At 33.4% G+C, this 25158-nt stretch carries 21 protein-coding genes; 12 read left to right on the top strand and 9 right to left on the bottom strand.

Features of this window, described 5'->3' with window-relative positions; translation table 11 throughout:
- Window positions 1-4: 4 nt before the first annotated feature.
- The 9 genes from AAFN75_RS05770 (at window position 5) to AAFN75_RS05730 (ending at window position 10168) form a co-directional block, all read left to right on the top strand.
- A complete protein-coding gene (locus AAFN75_RS05770; protein WP_411808654.1) occupies window positions 5-1450 on the top strand; it encodes a hypothetical protein in 1446 nt (481 codons plus the stop codon).
- A gap of 147 nt (window positions 1451-1597) precedes the next feature.
- Window positions 1598-2068 (top strand): lipocalin family protein, encoded by a 471-nt coding sequence (locus AAFN75_RS05765; protein ID WP_411808653.1) that lies wholly within the window; start codon window positions 1598-1600, stop codon window positions 2066-2068.
- A 58-nt stretch (window positions 2069-2126) separates the two neighbouring features.
- Window positions 2127-2831, top strand: coding sequence for an OmpA family protein (locus tag AAFN75_RS05760; RefSeq protein ID WP_411808652.1), 705 nt, complete (start codon window positions 2127-2129; stop codon window positions 2829-2831).
- A 118-nt stretch (window positions 2832-2949) separates the two neighbouring features.
- Window positions 2950-3792, top strand: coding sequence for a helix-turn-helix domain-containing protein (locus tag AAFN75_RS05755; RefSeq protein ID WP_411808651.1), 843 nt, complete (start codon window positions 2950-2952; stop codon window positions 3790-3792).
- Window positions 3793-4372: 580 nt separating this feature from the next.
- A complete protein-coding gene (locus AAFN75_RS05750; protein ID WP_411808650.1) occupies window positions 4373-4921 on the top strand; it encodes a carboxymuconolactone decarboxylase family protein in 549 nt (182 codons plus the stop codon).
- 108 nt (window positions 4922-5029) lie between these two features.
- Window positions 5030-5419, top strand: coding sequence for a hypothetical protein (locus AAFN75_RS05745; RefSeq protein ID WP_411808649.1), 390 nt, complete (start codon window positions 5030-5032; stop codon window positions 5417-5419).
- Between the two features lie 118 nt (window positions 5420-5537).
- A complete protein-coding gene (locus tag AAFN75_RS05740; RefSeq protein WP_411808648.1) occupies window positions 5538-6056 on the top strand; it encodes a ferritin in 519 nt (172 codons plus the stop codon).
- A gap of 318 nt (window positions 6057-6374) precedes the next feature.
- Window positions 6375-7940, top strand: coding sequence for a carboxypeptidase-like regulatory domain-containing protein (locus AAFN75_RS05735; protein WP_411808647.1), 1566 nt, complete (start codon window positions 6375-6377; stop codon window positions 7938-7940).
- A gap of 110 nt (window positions 7941-8050) precedes the next feature.
- A complete protein-coding gene (locus tag AAFN75_RS05730) occupies window positions 8051-10168 on the top strand; it encodes a Tex family protein (RefSeq protein ID WP_411808646.1) in 2118 nt (705 codons plus the stop codon).
- A 42-nt stretch (window positions 10169-10210) separates the two neighbouring features.
- Here the strand turns inward: AAFN75_RS05730 and AAFN75_RS05725 are convergent, their stop codons facing one another.
- The 3 genes from AAFN75_RS05725 to AAFN75_RS05715 form a co-directional block, all read right to left on the bottom strand.
- Window positions 10211-10705, bottom strand: a complete 495-nt coding sequence (locus tag AAFN75_RS05725) for a hypothetical protein (RefSeq protein ID WP_411808645.1) — start codon at window positions 10703-10705, stop codon at window positions 10211-10213.
- 520 nt (window positions 10706-11225) lie between these two features.
- Window positions 11226-13001 carry a hypothetical protein gene (locus tag AAFN75_RS05720; RefSeq protein ID WP_411808644.1) on the bottom strand — a complete coding sequence of 592 codons (1776 nt, stop codon included), beginning with the start codon at window positions 12999-13001 and terminating at the stop codon, window positions 11226-11228.
- A gap of 443 nt (window positions 13002-13444) precedes the next feature.
- Complete coding sequence (locus AAFN75_RS05715) at window positions 13445-13876, bottom strand: TerB family tellurite resistance protein (RefSeq protein WP_144114670.1); 432 nt, start codon at window positions 13874-13876, stop codon at window positions 13445-13447.
- A gap of 272 nt (window positions 13877-14148) precedes the next feature.
- Between AAFN75_RS05715 and mfd the strand changes: the two genes are divergently transcribed.
- The 3 genes from mfd to AAFN75_RS05700 all read left to right on the top strand — a co-directional run bounded on the left by mfd (window position 14149) and on the right by AAFN75_RS05700 (window position 19653).
- Window positions 14149-17496: a transcription-repair coupling factor gene (mfd, locus tag AAFN75_RS05710; RefSeq protein WP_411808643.1), complete on the top strand. Its 3348-nt coding sequence runs from the start codon at window positions 14149-14151 to the stop codon at window positions 17494-17496.
- Between the two features lie 35 nt (window positions 17497-17531).
- On the top strand, window positions 17532-18869 hold the full coding sequence (locus AAFN75_RS05705; protein ID WP_411808642.1) for a TlpA family protein disulfide reductase: 1338 nt from the start codon (window positions 17532-17534) through the stop codon (window positions 18867-18869).
- Window positions 18870-18948: 79 nt separating this feature from the next.
- Entirely contained in the window at window positions 18949-19653 is a 705-nt protein-coding gene (locus AAFN75_RS05700) for a lysoplasmalogenase family protein (protein ID WP_411808641.1), read from the top strand.
- 7 nt (window positions 19654-19660) lie between these two features.
- On the opposite strand, the gene AAFN75_RS05695 is transcribed toward AAFN75_RS05700, so the two are convergent.
- The 6 genes from AAFN75_RS05695 to AAFN75_RS05670 all read right to left on the bottom strand — a co-directional run bounded on the left by AAFN75_RS05695 (window position 19661) and on the right by AAFN75_RS05670 (window position 25148).
- Window positions 19661-20020 (bottom strand): YraN family protein, encoded by a 360-nt coding sequence (locus tag AAFN75_RS05695; protein ID WP_411808640.1) that lies wholly within the window; start codon window positions 20018-20020, stop codon window positions 19661-19663.
- A gap of 6 nt (window positions 20021-20026) precedes the next feature.
- Window positions 20027-20704 carry a YiiX/YebB-like N1pC/P60 family cysteine hydrolase gene (locus AAFN75_RS05690; protein ID WP_411808639.1) on the bottom strand — a complete coding sequence of 226 codons (678 nt, stop codon included), beginning with the start codon at window positions 20702-20704 and terminating at the stop codon, window positions 20027-20029.
- A gap of 12 nt (window positions 20705-20716) precedes the next feature.
- Window positions 20717-21877, bottom strand: a complete 1161-nt coding sequence (locus AAFN75_RS05685) for a metal ABC transporter permease (protein WP_411808638.1) — start codon at window positions 21875-21877, stop codon at window positions 20717-20719.
- Window positions 21870-22997 (bottom strand): metal ABC transporter permease, encoded by a 1128-nt coding sequence (locus AAFN75_RS05680; RefSeq protein WP_411808637.1) that lies wholly within the window; start codon window positions 22995-22997, stop codon window positions 21870-21872. Before AAFN75_RS05680 ends, AAFN75_RS05685 begins: the two co-directional genes overlap by 8 nt.
- 183 nt (window positions 22998-23180) lie before the next feature.
- Entirely contained in the window at window positions 23181-23918 is a 738-nt protein-coding gene (locus AAFN75_RS05675; protein ID WP_411808636.1) for a metal ABC transporter ATP-binding protein, read from the bottom strand.
- 324 nt (window positions 23919-24242) lie between these two features.
- A complete protein-coding gene (locus tag AAFN75_RS05670; RefSeq protein ID WP_411808635.1) occupies window positions 24243-25148 on the bottom strand; it encodes a metal ABC transporter solute-binding protein, Zn/Mn family in 906 nt (301 codons plus the stop codon).
- Window positions 25149-25158: the final 10 nt, after the last annotated feature.

Raw genomic sequence — 25158 nt, 5'->3', positions numbered from 1 at the left:
CTTTATGAGGCACCTATATTTTTTATTGACTTTTGCTTTTTTGCATAATTATTCATGCTTCAGTCAAGAGGGTGTGTTGAATTTTAAAGTAAATCAGGAATCTAAGCAAATTAAAAAGCGAACATATTCTTTTTCTAATGCTGTAAATAATGATTTAGCTATTCTTGTTAGGGAGCGGAAAAATAGTTTTGCTTTTTTGTTTGATGAAAACTTTCAAGTTAAGTCTAAATTCGATTTTGTTTACAAAAAGAAGAGTAAGTACAATGTTGTTTTAGGTGAAACAATTTTAGGTTCTCAATATAGCCTTTTATACTCCAACTCAATAAAAAACAGGTTTTGTGTTTTTACAGTCGATTTTGATTCAAAGTCAATTATTTTGAAGGAATTAAAAATCGATTTCCAAAATGATAGATATCTTAAAACTATTTCTCATAAGAATATATTATATGTGTTAAGTACTTCAAAGAAGGATGATGAAATAATTATTAGAAAATTGAATGCCGATTATGAATTTGAAATCATTAAAAGTCATACTTTAAAACTAGAAAAAAATCAAAAGCTTTATACTCAAGATTTTTTGAGCATTGGCTTTTGGGCAACTATTGAGCCTAATGTTGTAAAAATAGACAATAGAATTCCAAACGCTATTGAACAAGTATCTAAAGAGAATAAAATTTATGTTCAGAACGATAACTTATATTTAACATTCGATAATTCTACAGAGTTTACGGTAGTTTATAGTATTGATTTAGTCAATTTTTCAATCGAAAAAAAGAAATACAATTATCCAAAAGGAAAGATTGATGAATTTAAAAAGTTTAATTCCTATTTCTTTGATAATAAATTATTTCAAATTGCAAGCTCCAATAAAGAAATGATTTTTGAGGTAAAAAGCTTGGAGAATGAGGTTTTAAAATCTTATTATTTTAATAAAGAAACACCAATAGATATTAAAAACTCTCCAATTATTCAAGATGGTAACACAGCTTTACCTTTTGTTACTAAAAGAGAATTTGAGGAAGCCTCTAAATTTTTGCGTAAAATTTCTTCTGGTAATTTGGGAGTAAGTGTTTACAAAAAAGATGATGCGTATCATTTTACAATTGGTGGCGTTAAGGACGTTAGTTATTCAACGGGAGCTCCAATGATAATGTCAGGCCCTACACCAATTACTATTAACAATCAAGTGCATTATATGCCTTCGCCTAATCCTGTTTTTTCTAGTTATCAATCATATGCAGGGACAAAATCAACTTATTTTAACACGAAGCTAGATTTGGATTTTAACTATCTAAAAGGAGAAGTAGATGATAATGTTTTCGAAAAAATAAAAAACTATTCTGAAAGTTTAAAACATATGTCGGGAGAGGATGTTTTCTTTCATAAAGATCAATTGTTATTTAGTTATTTTGACATGAAAAACGCAGAATTTAATCTGGTTAAATTTTAAATCCAACTTTATTTTTTATTTCAGGGTTATAAAACCAACACACCCATATTTCTCGTATGTATTACCAAACGCATCAATAATTTTATTGAATGCATTAAGCCAACGTATTGCTAATTATTAATTTTGAAACTAAATAAAATAACACTTATGAAAAATCTATTATTTATACTCTGCACGGTATGTTTAATATCTTGCGGATCTTCAAAAACAGTTAGAACATCTAAAAAAGTTATTAAAGGCGATTGGAAGTTAACTAACATTACTTGCAGCAAACCAGGAACCTATAATGTTACGCTTTTAAACGATGCACCAAAGGAATGTTTTGAAAATAGTACATGGAGTTTTATACCAAATAACAATACAGGTATGTACGCTATTAATGGAATAGCCTGCGATACCGGAAACAGAAATTTTGTGTTTACAATAAACGAAGTTGATGAAGCTACAGGTTTGTATAATTTTCTTTTAAAGCCAACCAACGAAAAAGGTAAATCTGAAACAAATCAAGGTTTTAAATTAAATCTTACTGCCTTATCCGAAACCGATATGCAATGGCAACAAACCGTTTCTGTTGATGGAACTCCTTTTGTTATCAGCATGAATTTTTCTAAACTATAATTTTTACTAAGCGACCTATATTAAAAATTAATTTTATCTAATTATAATTACAACACATATGAAAACATATATCAAAAAAACAACAATAGTACTTTTTAGCATCATGATGGCTATAAGTTTTACAAACTGTAAATCGGTACAAAACGCAAATAACAAACAAAAAGGAGGCGTTATAGGAGCCACTGGCGGTGCGCTTTTAGGTGCCATTATTGGTAACAATGTTGGTAAAGGCGGTAACGGCGAGTTAGGTGCTGTTATTGGTGGTGTTATTGGCGGTGGCGCAGGTGTGCTTATTGGAAATAAAATGGATAAGCAGGCGCAAAAAATTGAAGAAGAAATTCCAGGTGCACAAGTAGAACGAGTAGATGATGGTATTGTGGTGACTTTCGATGAAACTAGTGGTGTATATTTCGACACGGCTAAATTCAATGTTAATGGCGCATCTCAAGAAACCTTAAATAAATTAGCTGCAGTATTTCAAGAATATCCAGATACTAATATTTTAGTGGTTGGTCATACAGATAGTGTGGGTGGTGAAGAGTCTAATATGACATTATCTAAAAACAGAGCAAATGCAGTAACCAATTATTTAACCGGTAAAGGGTTAAACAGCTCAAGATTTACAACAAATTGGTTTGGAGAAAGCCAACCAATGCACGATAATGCAACGGCCGAAGGACGTGCTAAAAACCGTAGAGTAAACGTTGCCATTGTGCCTAACGAAAAAATGATTGAAGAAGCAAAGCAGGATACTCAAAACTAATAAATAGTAAAATATCCCCAAATTGATCTCAAGAGGTCTAGCCATTACGGTTAGGCCTTTTGTTTTATATTTTATTAAAGTTTTGTAATGTTTCCGTTTTAAAAAAGACTCACTATCTATGATGCAAACATTCACAGAATTTTCAACCAATGCCATCTTAAAAATAGGAGATGAGGAGTTGCTTGCACCTTATAAAAAAGCCACTCAGCCACATTTATATACGTTTATTAGAACCAATAATTCTAGAGCCGAAATCGTGGTAGATAGCATTCCATATACCATCGAGCCAAAAAGTATTTTAGCATTAACCGTTGTACAATATTTTCAGTTTGTATCAGGTAAAGATTTGGTGGTATATCAATTTAATCCTGAGTTTTATTGCATAAAAGACCACGACCAAGAAGTAAGTTGTGCAGGCTTATTGTTTTTTGGTAATGTGCACATTCCAATCATGGAATTAAGCCTAGAAGAAAGCCGCAAGTTCAACACACTACACGATGTGTTTTTAGACGAATTTGAAACTAAAGATACCATTCAAGCCGAAATGCTACGCATGCTTATGGCGCGTTTCATTATAATAAGTACACGATTGCTAAAGGCCAAAGAAGGCTTTGTAGAAACGGCTACAAATGCTAAAATAGATTTATTACGCGAGTTTAATATTTTGGTCGAATCGCATTTTAAAACCGAGCATAACGTAGCTTTTTACGCCGATAAATTATTTAAATCGCCAAAAACATTATCAAATACCTTTGCTAAGTTAAACACAAGTCCGCTAAAACTTATCCATGAGCGTATCGTGCTCGAAACTAAACGCCTATTAATCTACACCGATAAAACAGCAAAAGAAATAGCATACGAAGTTGGTTTCGAAGACGCCTCACACTTAAGCCGTTTATTCAAAAAGCAAACCCAATTATCACCTTCCGAATTCAAAAAACAGCTTCAAAAAGCATCTTAAGTTTTATTTGGGCGCTACCCAAGGGTCGGGCTTTCCGCTAAATCTTTTTTTGCCATAGGCGAAAACAAAAAAAGGATGCCGCTACAATCCCTAGCGCAACCATCAGCCAAGGTCATAATATAACCAAACGCTATATTATCTGTAAATAACCTGCCCAAAAAATCTCTCCAATCAAATAGTTCTGTATAAAACAGTAGTTAGGGAAAAATTGACAAGTCCTAAGGCAATCTAGCCATTTTGTAACACGTATTCCTAGTATACCTTTGTACCGAACAATTAAAACAACAACGTCATGAATTTAAAACACATATCAATATTCAACTTAATTGAAATATTTAAAGGCAAAAGAAAAGAAGTAACCCATACAATCTCACCAAAAACACATTGTGAGCAAAATCACCTTTCAGATTTTTATTGTGATGCCGAAAGACCTTATATCGCTTAGTAGTTTGACGATTTAACTTAATAAAGGAAAAATCGACAAGCTAAAAGGAAGTCTTTACATGGTGAGCACTTTGTAACTGTTGCACCTTTGTACCAAGAAAAATAAATAACAATATTTAAAACAAAAAATAAAATTATGAGCACATTTAATGTACCAACAAGAGACCAAGTAAGTGAAAATAACCAAGCTATTTTCGATAACCTAAACAAAGCTTTAGGTTTTGTACCAAACTTATATGCAACATACGCTAATAGCGACACAGCATTAGAGAATTATTTAAATTTTGCCAATGCAAAAACATCATTATCGACAAAAGAAAAAGAGGTAGTAAATCTAGCGGTAAGTCAAGTAAACGATTGTATTTATTGTTTATCTGCACACACAGCTATCGGGAAAATGAATGGTTTTTCCGATGATCAAATTTTAGAATTAAGAGCAGGACGTGCGTCTTTCGATAATAAATTAGATGCCTTAGCAAAATTAGCTAAAAACGTTACCGAAAACCGTGGAAAAACCGATGCTAATGTTTTAGAAAGTTTCTTTAATGCCGGATACACAAAAGGGAATTTAATAGATACTATTTCTTTAGTAGGCGATAAAACAATATCTAATTACATACACAGTACAACACAAGTACCAGTAGATTTTCCTGTAGCGCAACCCTTAGAAGTAGCAGCAGTATAAATAAATTAAATAAAATCCGGCAAGGTTTTAAAAACCTTGTAGGTATAAAATTCAAATAATTAAATCATAAAATTTCTCATTTAACGAGAACACTAGAACAATTAAAACATGAAAAAAGTAGTATCAATTTTAGTTATCGTATTAGCATTTACATTCAACTCAAATGCACAAGATAAAATGATGGACAAAGCTGTAGTTAAAACTATTGCATTAGAGCAAACTCCGGGTGAGTTTACCGAAAAAGGTTTAACAGTTAGCCCAGGAACGTATGTATTTGAAATTTCAAATAATCATGCAGCCGAAAAAGTAGGTTTAGTACTTGTTAAAAAAGGAGACGATGCTAGCAAACCAGAAAACCATATTAAAACGGCTTATGTTACAACGGCAGTAACAGATGGTAAAACTGAAAAATCGAACCCAACAACATTGGAAGCAGGAGAATATGTGTATTTCTGCCCTTTAAACCCAACGCCACAATATACACTGACTGTTCAGTAGTAATTAGTATTATTAATAGCATTAAAGGTTATTCTGTAAAAAGAATGACCTTTTTTTTTGTTGCGGTATTTTGAAAGCCACAAAGTAAATGTGTAACTTTACATAAACACTAAATATTATGTTATCAAAAACTATAGAAAACGCATTAAATAATCAAATAAAAATAGAAGCTGAATCGTCTCAAATTTATTTAGCTATGGCATGTTGGGCAGAAGTTAAAGGGCTAGAAGGTGTAGCCAATTTCATGTATGCACAATCTGATGAAGAACGCGAACACATGTTAAAACTTGTAAAGTTTGTTAACGAACGTGGCGGACACGCTAAAATTTCAGCATTATCAGTTCCAAACGTTACTTTTAAGTCTATTAAAGAAATGTTCGAAAAATTATTTGAGCACGAGGTATTTGTGTCAGATAGTATTAACGAATTAGTACACATTAGTCTTCAAGAAAAGGATTATGCAACACATAACTTCTTACAGTGGTATGTTGCCGAACAAATAGAGGAAGAAGCCGTAGCACGAACTATTTTAGATAAAATAAATATGATTGGCGACGATAAAGGCGGACTGTATTTATTTGATAGAGATATTGAAAATTTAACAGTTACAACTGCAGCTTCTAACGCGCCAGAGTAAATTTTAACATTTAAGCTTATTTAGATTTAATTAAAATAACTTATTTTTGCCCTCATTATTAGAATAGTATATTCTGTCGTGGGGAAAAAAAAGAAAAAAAAGGCAATTAAAAAATTACAAAAATTAGGAATAGAACTTCCTGAAAAAGTAAAAACAAGTTGCTGTAAAAAATTTAAAAAAGGAGAAAACAAGCGTTGTAAAAAATGCCCGTGTTTCGATTTGCTTAAAAAAGTGGCTTAATTTTAAAGCTTTCAATTTTCTGTTATTGTAAGGGACATGGCATTGTTTTTGTGCCTGTTTTTAGTATAACCATATACTGTGAAACATACACTAACTACGCTTCTTTTCTTCGTTTTTTTATCATTTAACTTGGTTGCTCAAGAAAACAGCTTTTTATCTGTAAAAGTTGTAGATAGTATATCCAACATAGCCGTAAGTTTTGCAACTATTAGAATCGCTAAAACCTCCAGAGGTTTAATTGCCGATGAAGCTGGTAATTTTAGATTGCCGCAAGACATCCAAACGCAACATGATAGCTTAATAATATCTGCCATTGGTTTTAAAACCAAATACGTAAATCTTAATGTTTTTGATAATACTGTCCTCAATATTGTAAAATTAGCACCCAAAGTTGAGGTTTTAGAAACCATAACCATCACAAAAAGCATAGCAAAAAAGGAAGGTCGAATTTTAACAGCCAATCAAATTGTAACTAACGCGGTTCAGAATATTAAAATTAACTACGCCGCAAATCCTTTTTCATATTTGGCATACTATCGAGATTATCAGGTTTTCGAAAATCAATACTTTAATTTTAATGAAGGTCTTATTGAGGTTTTCGATGCTGGCTTTAAAACCAATCAATTCTTAAATAAAGAAAATAAAACAGCTCTTTATTCGTATGCTTTAAATACCGATTTTAAACAAAGCCAAAGGTTCTCTGTGCCTTATGATAATAAGTCTTTTAAATATATTGAGAACGCCAACATAATAGCTATGGGAGGAAATGAGTTGAGCATATTGCAACTGCATGATCCTATTAGAAATCACGACATTAAAAATCTTGCTTTTATTTACAATTTGGAAACCGATTTTATAAAAAATCACGATTTTGAACTACTAAGAACTACTTTTCTAAACGACAAGCCCATTTATGAAATTGGTATAACCAAGAAATTCAAAATAAACAGTGCGCTTTCTAAAAGGAAAAACAAGAAATTACAAGAACGCTTCAAGGTTCAGGGTACTATTTATATATCCAAAGGTAATTTTGAGATTCATAAAATACAGTATGCCGTTTTTGAAGGGGAAGCAAAAAACTCCAAATACGCCATTAATTTAGAATATACGCCCAAAAATAATGTTATGTATTTAAATTACCTTTCTTTTAATAATGCCTTTAAATTTTTGGACGAAACTAGCTTTAAAACAACTGCGATGTATTTAAAAGATTCGGTAGATGTTGTTCATGTCGATTTTAATAATCCCGTTAATCCGAGTACATTAAAAAAGGAAAACTTTAAACTGTATTACACGAATATTTTTATTCCTATAAAATCTATTGAATTAGTGGGTAGCAAGTCCATTAAAATATATTTAAAAGCCAATACATTTAAAAAATATGCTATTGTGGATGGTGCTCAAATTACGCTATATCCTAAAAATATTCTCGATACTGCAAATAAAGTATTAAATAAGCCGCTTTTTCTTGATGTTAACCAGTTTAGGGAAGTATTTGTTCAAGAAGTTTTTTCAAATAAACAACCGGATTCAGGTTTACAATACGTCAATAAATCTCAACCATTATCTCACAGTCAGTTAAATAAAATGGATAATAGTTTGAAGTATTGGTTAAACACACCACTAAAGAAAGCTAAGCAATAAAATGGCTGCAAATGACCATGAAATAAGATAAAACCCAATAAGATATAAACTAGCATTGTAATACATTTAATTTTTTTAGATTTGGTTTAAATTTAGAGCTTCATACTAGCATGATAAAATATATAATTGCCCAAACCCAATTGCCAGAGCAATCGGTAAAAAACACCATCGCATTATTAAATGAAGATTGTACAATTCCGTTTATATCAAGATATAGAAAAGAACGCACAGGAAACTTAGATGAAGTTCAAATTGGCGATATTGTTAAATACAAAGAGCAATTTGAAGCCTTAGAAAAGCGTAAAAAAGCCATTTTAAAAGCCTTAGAAGAGCAAGACGTTTTAACGCCCGAATTAAAACAAAAAATTGAAGCTACTCAAGATTTAGTAACACTTGAAGATTTATATTTACCCTACAAAAAAAGCCGAAAAACTAAAGCAGAAAAAGCACGACAACTAGGTTTAGAGCCTTTGGCCAAAATTATTATGAGCCAGAATGCAAACGACGTTGAGTCTATTGCCTTTAAATATGTAAAAGGAGATGTAGCATCGGTTGAAGATGCTCTTGAAGGCGCACGACACATTATTGCCGAATGGATTAACGAGCGTACCGATATTCGTAATAATATCCGCCGTCAGTTAGAGCGTTTCGCTATGATTTCCACGAAAGTGATAAAAACAAAAGCCAACGATGAAAACGCTCAGAAATTTAGAGATTACTTCGATTGGGAAGAAAATTTAAGTCGAATTCCTTCGCACCGTCTTTTAGCCATTTTAAGAGCCGAAAAAGAAGGTTTTATTCGTGTAAAAATAGAAATTGACAACGATCGTGCTTTAGATAATATTGAGCGCCGTATTATTAAAAGTAATAACGCTTGCTCGGAAGAAATAGAAGCTGCTATAAAAGATGCTTACAAACGCTTGTTGCTACCATCGTTAAGTAATGAAGCGCTTCAAATTGCTAAAGATAAAGCCGATGAGTCTGCTATAAGCGTATTTGCAAAAAACTTGAAACAGTTGTTGTTAGGCTCGCCATTAGGTGAAAAACGTGTTTTGGCTATCGATCCCGGATTTAGAACAGGCTGTAAAGTAGTGTGTTTAGATGCACAAGGACAGTTAAAATACAACGAAACTATTTATCCGCATCCACCAAAAAGCGATAGTATTGGTGCCATGAAAAAAATAAGTTCGCTTTGCGATGCTTATAAAATTGAAGCCATAGCGATTGGAAACGGAACCGCATCGCGAGAAACCGAAGCTTTAATTAGAAAAGTACATTCTAAAAACGATGTGCAGGTGTTTGTAGTTAGCGAAGCTGGAGCCAGTATTTATTCGGCATCAAAAATAGCAAGAGAGGAATTTCCAGATTACGATGTTACGGTTCGGGGATCGGTTTCTATTGGGCGCCGTTTGCAAGATCCGTTAGCCGAATTGGTTAAAATCGATGCCAAATCCATAGGCGTGGGGCAATATCAGCATGATGTAGACCAAACTAAGCTTCAAAAACAATTGGATGTTGTTGTAGAAAATTGTGTAAACGCTGTTGGTGTAAATATTAACACGGCAAGTAAACCCTTGTTAAGTTCGGTATCTGGAATTGGACCAAAACTAGCCGAAAATATTTTTAATTACAGAAATGAAAATGGTGTATTTACCTCAAGAAACGATATAAAAAAAGTACCGCGTTTAGGCGGGAAAGCTTTCGAGCAAGGTGCTGCCTTTTTACGAATTAAGGATGCTAAAAATCCGTTAGACGATTCTGCTGTACACCCAGAAAGTTATGGGTTAGTTACAAAAATGGCGAAGGATTTAGGGAAGTCTGTTCAAGATTTAATTGGCAATAAAGAAACGCTTCAAAAAATTAATTTAAAACAATATTGCACAGATTCTGTTGGCTTACTAACGCTCGAAGATATTATAAAAGAGCTTGAAAAACCAGGATTAGATATTCGTGAGCAAGCTAAAGTATTTGCCTTTAATCAAAACATTAAAACCATAACCGATTTACGCGAAGGGCAATTGTTGCCTGGTATTGTTAATAATATTACCAATTTTGGCTGTTTTGTAGATGTGGGTATTAAGGAAAGCGGACTTATTCATGTTTCAAACCTATCAGATAGTTTTGTTAAAGATGTAAATGAGCATGTTAGTTTGCATCAACAAATTATAGTAAAAGTGCTAGAGGTTGATGTTCCGCGAAAGCGTATTCAATTAAAATTACATAAATAAAAGCATTAACCTATGTTAGATTAATGCTTTTATAAAGACAATTTATGATGCTTTTTTTAAAGCTTCAGAGTTATGTAGTTTGTTAGAAATTAAGTCTTTCCAGTTTTTAACTCTGTTCATTTCGTAATTTTCCATGTACATCTCATCGGTGTCGAAAAAATTAATAACCAATTCTGTTTTATTAGCTAATTTATAAGTTAATCTTAAATCTAATCGAATTAATTGGTTCATTTTGCTTTTATCCGATTTGTAATTGGTCACCAATTCGCAGTTTTTAATTTCCGATAATTCTACGTTTTCATGCTGTTTATCTTCAGCTTTTAAATGAATGTATGTAAGTATGGTGTTATCTTCAGTAATACCAATAAACTTGTTATTCCAAACTTCTTTATAGCCGTATTTTAAATTATTTTGTTTTGTTAATTTCTCTACTTCTTTTTTAGTACTCGTATTTAAGCCTTTTAAAACAAATATTAAAAAAGGAATGATAACGCTTAAAGTTACTAGTATAGCTAGTAATGTGAATGATATTTTCATTATTGTAAATTTTTTGATTTAATGCATAATTAATCAACCCCAAGCCTAAAATATAAGCTTAGTGTTGCCCAAGTTTTAATAAAAACAAATGGCGTTTACGTAAATGAATGGTGCGGAAAAATAATTTGCCTTATTGGTAAGCTAATACTAATAAGTTTACATGTTTTTTGATACACCAAGTAATTTTCTTGCTGCTCTTTACAAACCTTATTTTTTAAAAATAATTTTTTAAAAAATGAAACTTGGTCCTCTTTAAAGGAATTTACTGTAAAATCTAGATACGAGTTTACAATAATGCCTTGGTTATTTAAGGCGGTGCTTTTAAGTACCTTATGCTGGGTTACTGGTGTTTTTTTGGCGTAGTTATTTTGGCTTTCTGTAAAAAAGAAAGTCGACAGACCTATAAAAAGCGTTAAAACGAATTGGTTAAACCTAAACACGGTACTATTTTTAAATAATACCCCAAAGGTAAAAGTTTATCTGTTAAGGATATTATAAATTTTTTTAAAAAACTATGAGTTTATTCGGCTAGCATACTTCTGTTTTTAAAATCTTTTTTCATGACATCAATAGTGCTTTTGGTAAGGCGTTTAGTAATAAGGCCCTTTACCAACTTTAGCGCGTTTCGTATTAGCCACTTTTCTTTAAATCGTTTATTAATTTCCGAGGTAAGAATGTTGTTAATTCTATTTTTTAAGGCAGGTTCAATAGTATTAAAATAGTTGGATGCTAATTTTGGGAACTCCTCAATGGTATAAGAAAATGGATTTGTATTTCCATTTTCTTTATCTTCTATAAAATTTAAATCTGGAATAATAGGGAAGTAGGTTGCTTCCACACCGCTATCGTTAGTGGCTTTGCGTTTAAATATGGCTAAGGCATCATCACTTAAACCTTCAAACAAGGGGTGTAAATTGTTTTTATCGTGTTCTAGCATAAAGTAGGCTCTAAAAAAATTACGCGCATTATTTCGGCCTAAAAAGAAATCATGCTTTCTAAATTCTATGTCTAAAAAACCGCCAAAACCGCCTAAAGACGCACAAGAAATAGGCGGATGGTTTTTTAAAACTCCAAGATGCTCCCACTTAACAGGAAACACTAAGAGGCGCAAATAATCTTTGTAAAACGATCCGCTATGTTTTACGCTTACCTGCTCTCTAAGCGTGGTGTAAAGTTTAGGGATAACGCTCCAAATACTTTTTTGGAATAATGTTGGCGAGAAAATATCTTCTACGCCACCAGGTTCGTCTTGGTTATAAAAATTAGGGAAAGGATCGACCATAATAGTACCAAACATAGGTAGTTTAGGGTCGTAATTAGGTATTATGCTTTCTAAAACTTGAACAACCTCAGAGTATGGTTCGTTGTTAATGGTGCCGCCATCAACATCGGTAAAATCGAAATAATTGTCGTTTATTTTTATGTCAATTACCGATTTATCCTTTTCGTCTATCTCAAGATTTCTTAAAATACAGTTTTTTAAATAGGTTGTGCTTAATTGGTCTTTAAAATGTCTGGGCGCTAAACCAATTGGGAACGCGCCAGTAGCTTTGGTACATAGTTTAAGTAAAGCTTTAGAGGCTTCGTTGTATGGGTCGAATTTTAAATAAACATCCTTATCGGCTACCTCATCATATTTCATTTTAAAATGAGCAATTATCATATGCTCACTCATGCGGTGTCCGGGTGTGTATGGGAAGTTTGCCGATGATACGTTTCCAAACTTAAACTCAAAAGGCACACCACGTAAGCTACAAAGCGTAAGTATAATTCTTAAATCTTCAGAAATATAATTTGGTCTTTCTCTTTTGTTTTCTTTAGATACTAATTCGTTAAAAACCTTATCTGCAATACGATCTATAGGTTTAGAGTTTAATAGCGACGGTATATCATCGCTAGAATCTAAATCTTCGGTGTTCAACATTTTCTCGAAGGTTTTTACCTTATCGTCGTCATCCAAAAGCACCCAACTATCATATAGAATATTACCTGTTTTAAGATTGGTAGGTAACTTTACTGGCGGTGTTTTCGAAAATGTAGAAAGTGCTGTAATCATACCAACCATTCCACCTGCCGATGCGCCACCAAGCGCTTCAATACAAACGTCGTGTAAAGGAATTTGCTTCTCGTAAGTCGTTAATGGCTGGTTGTTGCTTAGTTTTTTCCTAATCACAGATTTTTGTTCTTCCCATAATTCTAAAATTTCAAAAAGATAATCTATAAATCCTGCAGTGTATGCCCCAGCAGATACTGCACCTGCCATGGTTATGCCTAAATGAAAAGGTTTATTACTCATAATATTATTATTTAAAATGTGCGTTAATAAAATTAAAGGCAATAATAGATTTCACGCCATTACTGTGCGCTAAATAACAAACAGAGGTTATGGCTTTGGTATGTTCAAGTTTCTGTTTTAAGGTTGAAAAAAATGTCGAATAACGAGTCACTTTCATAGCACATAAATTAAGTGGTTATAAAATTGCTATGCGTCATAAAAACCCTTGTACAAGGAATACTTTATATATAGATTATGACAATAAAACTCTTAGGGTAAGGTGAAAATTATACTATTACGATACAGGTAAATATACAAAAAAACAAGATTAGTTTTACAATTCCTACAAAATTAGGCCCGCTAAAGCTATCTGTTTAATTTCTGTTTTAGTTAAAATCTTAAAATTATTCCATAAAAAAAGCGCTCAAAATAGAGCGCTTTTTTTATAATATATTTAAATAGATTTATCTATTCATGTTTCTTATTTGGTCGATAAAAGTATCTAAATCCACACCGTTACTCACTAAAGTTAAAGCTTTGTCTGTAATGTATTTTACATTTACAGCGTGAAAACCAAGACCTACAGCAATTTTATTCAAAAGCAAGTGCTCAGGGTCTCCTTTAATATTATCAACATGTACCATACGAACCAAATCATACAAACGCTCTAAACGTAAATCGTAAGAAGCAGGTGGGTTAATAGAATGCGAATTGTAATTCTCTAAAATAGCCTTGTAATCGCCTTCGCCAATTTCTAAACGTTGTGCCAAACGGTCTAAAAACGCTTTTTCTTCCGGCGAAATAACTCCATCAGCCATGGCAACTCGAACTATCGATGCAAAATGACTCTCATTACGCTTCTTAAAACCACTATCAAATAAATCTGAAAACGACATAATATTTTTTATTTAGTGGTGCAAACCTACATATTTTTTTTAATATTTTGAATTGAAAGTTTACTTTTTTGGGCGTTACCACAAGGGTCGGGCTTTTCCTTGCAAGTCCTCGCTACGTTCCTCCGCTGTGGGCTTTTCAATACAATCCCTAACGCGGGCGTACAACTATTTAGGAGCCTCATAATTATTTTGGTTAATATAAGGGTTCAATCATGGCAAATCCACTAAAAAATAATTCTAAACCGTATATTTGCACTTCAAAACAAAATTAGGTGAGTAAAACGAGTATCTCTCAAACCTATTTACAGGCTTTGCAGACGCAAAATCTGCAAACTACTATGTCCCAAACTGGGTCTAAAACACATATTAAAGGGCTTGTAGGGTCTTCTTTTTCTTTTGTTATTTCTAGTGTTTTTAAAGTAGCCGACAAACCATTTTTATTGGTTTTTAACGACAAAGAAGAAGCCGCTCATTATCTAAACGATTTAGAGCAGTTATTAAGCTCCAAAGATGTGTTGTTTTATCCTGGTAGTTATCGCAGGCCTTACGAAATAGAAGAAACCGATAATGCTAATGTGCTATTACGTGCCGAGGTTTTAAACCGGATAAATTCGCAAAAAAAACCAGCAGTAATTGTAACCTATCCCGATGCCCTTTTCGAGCAGGTAGTTACTAGAAAAGAGTTGGAACGCCATACCTTAAAAGTGGGTGTAAATGATAGTTTATCAATCGACTTTGTAAATGAAATGCTTTTTGAGTATAAGTTTAAACGTGTCGATTTTGTAACCGAACCTGGTGAGTTTTCAGTGCGTGGTGGTATTGTAGATGTGTTTTCATTCTCTAACGATGTGCCATATAGAATTGAGTTTTTTGGCGATGAGGTAGATAGTATTCGAACCTTCGATGTGGAAACGCAATTATCCATCGAACAAATTAAAAAAATCAACATCATTCCTAATGTTGCAAATAAACTTCTGGAGGAATCCCGACAGAGTTTCTTAAAATACATTGCCCAAAAAACAGTAGTCTGTTTAAAAAATGCTGATTTACTATTTTCTAGAATCGATGAGTTTTTTGAAAAGGCCGAAGTAGCTTATAATAAACTCTCAGGAGAAATAAAACAGGCCAAACCCCAAGAGTTATTCTGTAATGCAACGCTATTAAAAAAGCAATTGCTCGATTTTTCCATCATAGAATTTGGTACGCAAAACGTTTTTTCTAAGGATCTAAGTAATCAAATTGTATTCGATACCACGCCACAACCTGCATTTAACAAGCAATTCAATTTACTTATTGAAGATTTAAATGCAAATCATAATAAAGGGTATACCAATTATATTGCCTGTGTTAGCGAGCAACAAGCCAAACGTTTTCATGATATTTTCGACGATTCTAATCTAGAGGTTGCGCCTTATAACACCATGATTTTATCGCTACATCAAGGGTTTATAGATCATGATAGTAAAATAGTTTGCTATACCGATCATCAAATTTTTGAGCGTTATCATAAGTTTCAGCTTAAAAACGGTTATGCTAAAAAGCAAGCCATAACGTTAAAAGAGCTTACAAATCTAGATATTGGCGATTATGTAACGCATATCGATCATGGTATTGGACGTTTTGGTGGGCTTCAAAAAATAGATGTTGAAGGTAAAAAGCAGGAAGCTATTAAATTGGTTTATGGCGAACGCGATGTGCTGTATTTAAGTATTCATTCCTTACATAAAATTACCAAGTTTAATGGTAAAGACGGCAAGCCGCCTAAAGTTTATAAATTAGGAAGTAATGCTTGGAAAACCTTAAAACAAAAAACTAAAGCACGTGTAAAACATGTAGCTTTTAATTTAATAAAACTATACGCTAAACGTAAAACCGAAAAAGGCTATCAATACAATCCAGATAGCTACATGCAACACGAGCTGGAAGCATCTTTTATTTATGAGGATACCCCAGACCAAAGTACTGCAACCGCAGATATTAAAGCCGATATGGAAAGCGAACGCCCTATGGATCGCCTAATTTGTGGCGATGTTGGTTTTGGTAAAACAGAAGTTGCCATTCGTGCAGCATTTAAGGCAGTCGATAATGGCAAACAAGTAGCGGTTTTAGTGCCAACTACTATTTTGGCGTATCAACATTCAAGATCGTTTGCTAAGCGCTTAAAGGATTTTCCTGTTACTGTCGATTATGTTAACCGTTTTAGAACAGCTAAAGAAAAACGTGAGACTTTAGAAGGTTTAGAACAAGGAAAAGTCGATATTATTATTGGCACACATCAACTGGTAAATAAAAACGTAAAGTTTAAAGATTTAGGACTTTTAATTGTTGATGAAGAGCAAAAGTTTGGGGTTGCCGTAAAAGAAAAGCTTAAAACTATTAAGGATAATGTGGATGTGTTAACGCTAACCGCAACACCAATTCCTAGAACTTTGCAATTTAGTTTAATGGCGGCTCGCGATATGTCGGTTATTACAACCGCACCACCAAATCGATATCCAATAGAAAGTCATGTTATTCGTTTTAGCGAAGAAACCATCCGTGATGCGGTGAGTTATGAAATTGAACGTGGCGGACAAATTTATTTTATACATAACCGTATTGAAAATATTAAAGAAGTTGCTGGATTAATTCAGCGTTTAGTTCCAGATGCCAAAATTGGTATTGGGCACGGGCAAATGGAAGGTAAAAAACTTGAGCAACTTATGTTGGCTTTTATGGATGGTGAGTTCGATGTTTTGGTAAGTACAACCATAGTAGAAAGTGGGTTAGATGTTCCTAATGCAAATACTATTTTTATAAATAACGCCAATAATTTTGGATTAAGCGATTTACACCAAATGCGTGGTCGTGTTGGTAGAAGCAACAAAAAAGCATTCTGTTATTTTATTACACCAGAATATTCTGCAATGACCGATGATGCCAGAAAACGAATAACAGCACTAGAGCAATTTACCGAGTTAGGAAGTGGTTTTAATATTGCCATGAAAGATTTAGAAATTCGTGGTGCTGGCGATTTATTAGGTGGTGAGCAAAGTGGATTTATTAACGAAATTGGGTTTGATACGTATCAAAAAATTCTAAACGAAGCTATCGACGAGCTTAAGGAAACCGAATTTAAAGATTTGTATGATGAAGATGAAGCCGATAAAGTTTATGTAAAAGATGTAACCATCGATACCGATTTTGAGCTTTTATTTCCAGATAGTTATGTTAATAATATTGCCGAACGATTAAGTTTATATACCCAGCTAAACAACCTGAAAACCGAAGCAGAATTGCATACCTTTGAAAAGGAATTAATAGACCGTTTTGGAGCTTTACCAAAACAAGTGACCGATTTATTAAATAGTGTCCAAATAAAGTGGTTAGCTACTAAAATAGGGTTCGAAAAAGTTATCATGAAAAAAGGCAGGTTAATAGGGTATTTTATTAACGACCAACAAAGTAGTTTTTATCAGAGTCCTAGTTTTACTCAAGTCTTACAATTTGTACAAAAAAATCCTGGGGCTTGTAAAATGAAAGAGAAGCAAACTAGAAATGGTTTACGATTAATGCTAAGTTTTGATGCTATTAAAACCGTTAAACAAGCTTTAGAAGCATTAAAGTCAATTGTGGCTTAATTATTGATTTTTAATTAGAAAATAATATTACATAAATGAAACGCTTATTACTTTTAACACTAATACTTCCAAGTTTATTAATAGCACAACATACTATTAAAGGTAAATTTACGCCTGCAAAAGATTATAATTTCGCCTTGTTGTATAAAGTAAATCCAACCATTTCGGATTATGTTACCAATGCTGAAATTCAGGAAGATGGAAGTTTTGAGTTTAAGTTAGATTCTACAAAAACTAAAGGTACTTACCGTTTGGTGTATGCAGTGCCTCAAGAGGATTATAATTTTGATATTATTTACAACGGAAAAGAAGATATCGAACTAACTTTTAATTCTGAAACTGGGGTTGAGTTTATAAAATCTACCGAAAATAAATTATTAGCGGCTTACACCAATAGTATGTCTATGGTTACCCAAAGTATAGGTAACTACTTTAGTCAGGAGAGCGAAGATAAAAAGGCTTTAAAAGCCATATTTAAAACGCAAAAGGAAACGCAAGAGAATTTTGAGAAAGCTGCACAAGGTACAAGAGCATTAGCCTTTATTAAAGCAAATAAACCTTATGTTCCTGAAACTATTGAGCCCGTTGAAAACTATATTGCCAATTTAAAAGCGCATTATTTTGATTATGTAGATTTTAATAATCCAGTACTTCAAAGTTCTAATTTTTTAGAAGAACGCATGCTTAATTATGTGTTTGGAATGTCCTCTGAAACTAAAGATGAGGTTGAGAATTACAAAGAAAATATCGATGTCGTTTTTGGGCATATGAAAACAGCTCCAAAAGAAGTACAACGTATTTTATTGTTTGATTTGTGGCAACAAATGGCAGATTTAAGAGAAGAAGCTGTGGCTAACTATATTAGTGAAAATTATCTAATGGACGTTGCTGTTAATTTAAATGACCAACAATTATTAAAAGACTTAATTTTATATAAAAACCTTTCAAAGGGCATTGTAGCACCTAATTTTAATATTGAAATTGAAGAAAAAGGCAAGGTTATAACTAAAAAATTAACCGATTTAAAAGGTGCCGAAAATTACGTTATCGTTTTCTGGAGCAGCACATGTTCTCATTGTTTGGATGAGGTGCCACAGTTGCAAAAGTTTGTAAATACCTTCGAAAAAAACAAAGTAAAAGTGGTTGCCATAGGTTTGGAAGATGAGCCTTATGGTTGGAAAAATTTAACTTATGATTATCCAGAGTTTATTCATGTTTATGGAAAAGGAAAATGGGATAACAAAATAGGTAATGCCTACGGCGTATCTTCAACACCAACATATTTTATACTAGATAAAGACAAAAAAATTCTTGCTAAACCTTTAGATTTTGAAGTGTTGAAGGAGTATTTTGGAGAAGCAGATGAGGAGTAGATTTTTTTTTAAAATAATCAAATTAAACTACTTTGTTAAATATTTTCTTATCTGAATGAAAGGCTTTAAATAAATATAGATGGCAGTAATTTTTAAGAATAATTTCATATTTGCTGTTTTGTTTTTTTCTTTACTTATTGCGGATATATTAATCAAATTGAATTTAGGGGTCTCTCCTTTTCGGTTCGTATCCAAGTCTTTGCTATCAATTTTACTGTTTGTATATTACCTTTTAAACGAAGAAGAAGAATTTAACGCTAATCGTTTAGCTGTAGCAGGTGCTCTTATATTTTTTATAATTGGCGATAATATGCTAATTCTTAATCAAATTAGTGTTTATAATATTCTTGGGATATGCTGTTTTATTATTGCTAAGGTGTTTTATGTCTTAAGATTTTATAATAACAGAGATTTTAATTTTAAAAAATTGATACCTTTTTTCATGCTATGTTTTATATACATGGCATTTTTATTGATAATAATAATCGAGAATTTAAATAGTCAGTTTTACTTCATTACCCTTGTATATCTGTTTGTTGCGTCTACAACTTTAATTTTTGGTGTTTTAAGAGGTTCCGTTGTTAATAAGACAAGTTTTTATTTGGTGATGTTAGGCATTATAGCTTCCGTTTTGTCTGATAGTATTTCTGTTTTAGAACTGTTTTATGTTAATGGTGTTGCTTATCAAGAAATAACTATTATGCTTTTTTATGGTATATCTCAGTATTTTATAATATTAGGTATTGTTAACGAAACACAAAATAAGGTTGTAATTGAAGAATAAAGCGCTTTTAAAAATGGTAAAAAGCATTTTCTAAATGCTCAATTTTATAGCCTTTATCTTCCTTAACAATAGCAATAATATCAAATCGTACTTCAACGTCTAAATTATTTACGGTAACGTATTCATCAACCGCCTTGACTAAACGCTTAATTTGTTTGGGTTTTACAAAGTCTTGCGGATTTCCAAAATCGGTAGTCGATCGTGTTTTTACTTCAATAATAGCTAGAATATCTTTTTTTTGTGCAATAATATCTACTTCCGCTTTATCAAAACGGTAGTTGCGTTCAATAATTGCGTAGTTGTTTTTCAGAAGAAAATCTACTGCTAATTGTTCGCCTTTTTTACCAAGTTCGTTGTGCTGAGCCATGAGTATCTATTTTGCGTAATCATGAATAAATTTTACATGCGGACTTCCAGCCATAAGGTTAGGGTTGGTGCCTATGTCGCCTTCTGGAATAGGTTGGTTAAGTTGCTTGTAATAGTCAACCCATCCAGTAGCAGTTTTACCAGTGCTATCTTTAAAAGTCATAGGTTGATTTTTAAAAGGTATTGGATTGTTTTTTAAATCCTGGTAAGAAAACATTTTGTAAACCAATTCAGAGCAATAGTAGCTGTTGTCGTCCCATAAAAATACTTTGTCGTAAGGTATGCCAAGGCGTTTTATGCCGTATGTAATAGCATTAGGAATATATTCTAGATACTTTTTATCCAATCTAGCAACTGTAGTTCTAGATTTATTTTGGGCATTTTTATTTCGGTTTAAAAAATCTTGAATAGGTGTTTTGGCAATGCCTTTTTCAGGAATGGATTCTAAAACAAACCAATTACCTTGGGTTTGCATCGCCATTCCAATATGAGAATAGTTTTTTGCAAATGCCGTTGCAGTAACCGATTTTATAGCATTATCAATAGCGTCTGTTCCTGTGTCTTGAAAAAGTAAATCGCCTTCTTGCAATTCAAAATCTATGTTTTTGTTGGCGTTTTTGCAGCTTGTAAAAAGAAGAATTGCACTAAAAAGAAAGTAAACAAGTTTTGGTATGGTATGTGTCATTCTATATTAAAATTAGCCTCTAAACAAAAAGAAATCATCTTTCATGTGTTCAATCTTATTATCTTGATTTGTAATAATATAATCTATAGCTTGAGATGTAAATTGTTCCCCTTTTTTGGTTAAAGACACGATGTTTTTATCAAACTGAATCATGTTATTTTTTAATGCTAAATCTAAAACTGTTTTAGAGCGTACTTTTTGCCAATTTATATGTTCATTAAGGTGATTAACATGGCGCTCGCGCTCTTCGGTATGGTTTTTTAAATGCAGTAAGAAGGTTAATAAAGAGACCTCTGTACGTTGTTGCTTTTCGCGATACATAACTGCAATAATCCCTTTTCTTGGTGCAAATAGATATACAACGAAAAATAGTAGCCCTAACATGGTAGTTATGGATCCTGCAATAGATGCATCGAGTATATGTGCTAACCAATATCCTGCAATGGCACTAAATACGCCAAAACAGATGGCGTAAATTAGCATACGTTTTAATTCGTTTGTTAGTAAATATGCTGTTGCAGCAGGAGCAATCATTAAAGCAACTACTAAAATGGCACCAACAGCATCGAATGCGCCAACTGTGGTAACAGACGAAACCGTCATTAATCCATAATGTATAACGGCTGGTGAAAACCCCAATGCCGCTGATAAGCCAGCATCAAAGGTGCTTACTTTTAGTTCTTTAAAAAAGGCCAATAGTAATCCAATGGTTATTATTAGAATGCTTCCAATAATCCAAAGGGATTTGGGACCAACATCCGATCCTCCAATAATAAGCCTATCAAAAGGTGCAAAAGCGAGTTCGCCTAACAAAACAGCATCGACATCGAGATGCACATCATTAGCGTTTTTGGCTATCATAATAACACCTATACTAAAGAGTATAGGAAACACTAAACCAATAGCGGTATCTTCTTTAACCAAGCCTGTTTTTTGAATGTATTCTACTAAGACCACGGTTATAATTCCAGTTAAAGCTGCCAGTAAAATAAGTAAAGGCGAATTTAAATCTTGAGTAATAAAAAATCCAATAACAATTCCGGGTAAAATGGAATGACTTATAGCATCGCTAATCATGGCCATTTTTCGTAATACCAAAAAGGTTCCTGGTATGGCGCAAGCTATGGCAACCAAACTTGCAATTAGCTGTATTTCTATTTGCGCATTACTCATTGTTGCTAGTTTGTTGGTTATACAAATTGGATGCTGTTTTAAAGCCTTCTTCGGTTAAGCTCCACATGGTACCTTCTAGTTTTACATAGTTTTTTTCTACTAATTTTTGAAGGGAGCCTTTTGTGAAACCTTGAAAATTATTTAAAATTTTAATAGCGTGTGGATGAGAAATGTTTTCATGTGTTTCTGCTATATGAAACATGAACGATAATGTCTTTTGAAGCTGTAAATCCCGACGGTTTTTTATAAAACGTATTTGTTTGAATAATAAACCACGATTAGGAGAAAATATAAAGGAGACCAGAACAAAAACACCAGCTACTATTACAATTACTGGTCCTGTAGAAAGGTTGTTTTGGCTGGCACTAATAGCGGTGCCGAACACGCCTGAAAACGCTCCAAATATAGCTGCTAGAAAAACCATTACGCTTAAGCTGTTTGTCCATTGTCTTGCAGCGGCAGCAGGAGCTAGCAACATGGCGCTCATTAATACAACACCTACGGTTTGTAAGCCTAAAACGATGGCTAAAACGATGAATGTGGTTATTAAAATATCGATAAATTTGGTGTTAAAGCCAAGTGTTTTGGTATAGTCGGCATCGAAAAGCAGGATTTTAAATTCTTTCCAGAATAGCAATAAAACAAATAAACATGCAGCTGTAACAATGGCCATTAGCCAAACGTCGCTTTCTACTAAGGTGGCGGCTTGACCGAACAAGTATTTATCTAAACCTGCTTGGTTGGCATTAGGTTGTTTTTGAATAAAGGTGAGTAGAAGCATGCCGAATCCGAAAAAGAGCGATAAAATTAAGCCTAGTGCGGTATCTGATTTTAAATGGGTTTTACTAATAATGCCCTTTATCCAGAATGTGCCAATGAGTCCGCTTACTAATGCACCCAATAGTAATATATTGCTATCTTTTGCGCCTGTAATTAAAAAAGCAATGGCAATACCTGGTAAAGCGGCATGAGAAATGGCATCGCCTAAAAGACTTTGTTTACGCAGTACAGCAAAACTACCTAGCATACCTGTAACAGCGCCCAAAATGGCGGTGCCTAAGGTAATGGTTCTTAGGGTGTAGTCTGTAAAAACTAGTTTTATGTATTCTGTTATATCCATAATTCTTGCAAAGGCAGGAATGGCTTCCTTTTTTTGCTTTTTTTATAATTTACCTTTTCGACTTTCAATTTCTTGGGAAATTGAAATCTACCTTTCCTATTTTAGGAAAGGAATTAGTTACTGTTTTTGTTTTTATGCAATCGAGTAAGGACTGTTTACTGAGACTGCTCACTGCTTACTTTTTTACTCCTGTATGCTTACTTTATAATTTATACCATAGGTTTTTGTTAAGTTATCGTCGTTAAAAATATCTTTAACAGGTCCAGTGGCTATTTTTTTTACGTTTAAAAAGGTTACCCAATCGAAATACTCTGGTACGGTTTGTAAATCGTGATGGACTACAATTACCGTTTTTCCGGCTTTTCGTAATTCTTTTAAAATATTGATTATAGCTATTTCAGTTGTGGCATCGACACCTTGAAAGGGTTCGTCCATGAAATAAATAGAGGCGTTTTGTACTAAGGCTCGTGCTAAGAAAATACGCTGTTGTTGACCGCCAGAAAGCTGACTTATTTGTCGGTTTTTAAAGGGTAACATGCCAACTTTTTCTAGCGCTTCTAAAGCTGCTTTTTTTTCTTTTTGTCCTGGGCGTTTTATCCAACCTAAACTACCGTAAGTTCCCATAGTTACAACATCTAAGGCTGTTGTTGGGAAATCCCAATCTACACTTCCTTTTTGTGGTACGTAGGCTACAATTTGGCGTTGTTTTTCGTGGGGCTTGCCAAAAATTTCGACGCTTCCAGCTATGGGTTTTAATATGCCTAAAATAGACTTAATTAAGGTCGATTTTCCGGCGCCGTTTGGTCCTACAATGGCCATAAGTACGCTTTCGGGAATTTCTAAATCGATATCCCAAAGTACGGGTTTGTAGTTGTAGGCTACGGTGAGGTCGTCTACTTTTACGGCTATTTTTTGTTTCATTTTTAAGTACGACTTATGTTTAACTGTTTTACCTTTTCGTCTTTCAATTTCTTGGGTGATTGAAATCCACCTTTCCTAAAATAGGAAAGGATTGTCTTCCTATTTGTATTTTATATTTATTATCGTGTATTTTCTTTCGAGTAAGTGTTGTTTACTGCGATTTAAATTTTTTTATTGGTTTAACTTTTCGAGAATTCCCTTAAGTGCTATTTAAAAACCGGTTTGGGCTGATGATCTAGCCCTGATAGAAGCGGCATCCTTTTTTTGCTGCCATAAATGGCAAAAAAAGATATAGGGGATAGCTGGAAATAGCTTCGAATAAAATTACTTTAATGCATTTATTATGGTGTTTACGTTATACTCGAACATGCCTATATATGTGCCTTCTACGGTTCCGGAATTTCCTAAAGCATCGGAGTACAAAGAGCCGCCAATGGTTACATGGTGACCTTTTGAGTTTACGGCTGCTTGAAGGGCTTCGATGGTGCGTTTTGGCACCGAACTTTCAATAAAAATGGACTTCACTTTCTTGTCGATTATGAAGCTTGATAGTTTTTGAACGTCTTGCACTCCGGCTTCGGTGGCAGTTGATATGCCTTGCAAACCAACGACCTCGAAGCCAAAAGATTTTCCGAAATAGTTAAAGGCATCGTGTGCTGTTACTAAAATACGTTGTTCTTTTGGAAGTGTTTCTATTTTGGCGGTTAATTTTGTTTTTAGGCTTTCTAATTGTTTTATATAGTTAGCGCCATTGGTTTGAAAAGCGTCCTTGTGCTCTGGGATGGCTTCGCTAAGTTTTTGGGTTATAAAGGTTGTGGCTTGTATCCAATAATCGACATTAAACCAAATGTGTGGATCGTAATTGGAGGCAAAATACTCTGAGCCTATTAGGGTGTTTTTATCTATAGCATCGCTAATGGCAATGGTTTTTATGTTTTTCATTTTCTCGAAAACTTCTACCAATTTGCCTTCTAGGTGTAGGCCGTTGTAAAAAATAATATCGGCGTTGGAGAGTTTGGTTACATCGCCTTCGCTTGCTTTATATAAATGCGGGTCTACGCCACTGCCCATTAAACCTTGTAGGTTAATGTGCTCGCCGCCTATGTTTTTAACCAAATCGGTTATCATAGAGGTTGTGGTAACGACGTTAAGCTTTCCGTTGGTTTGTTTTTCGTTTTTACAGCTTAAAATAACTATAGCTGTAAGTAGAGTTAGTATTGTTTTTTTCATGTTTTTGATG

Origin of the sequence: Algibacter sp. AS12, from assembly GCF_046736315.1 — a bacterium.
GTDB lineage: Bacteria > Bacteroidota > Bacteroidia > Flavobacteriales > Flavobacteriaceae > Algibacter_B > Algibacter_B amylolyticus.
The sequence above is the reverse complement of the archived record's forward strand: the minus strand, read 5'-3'. Positions and strand labels throughout refer to the sequence as shown.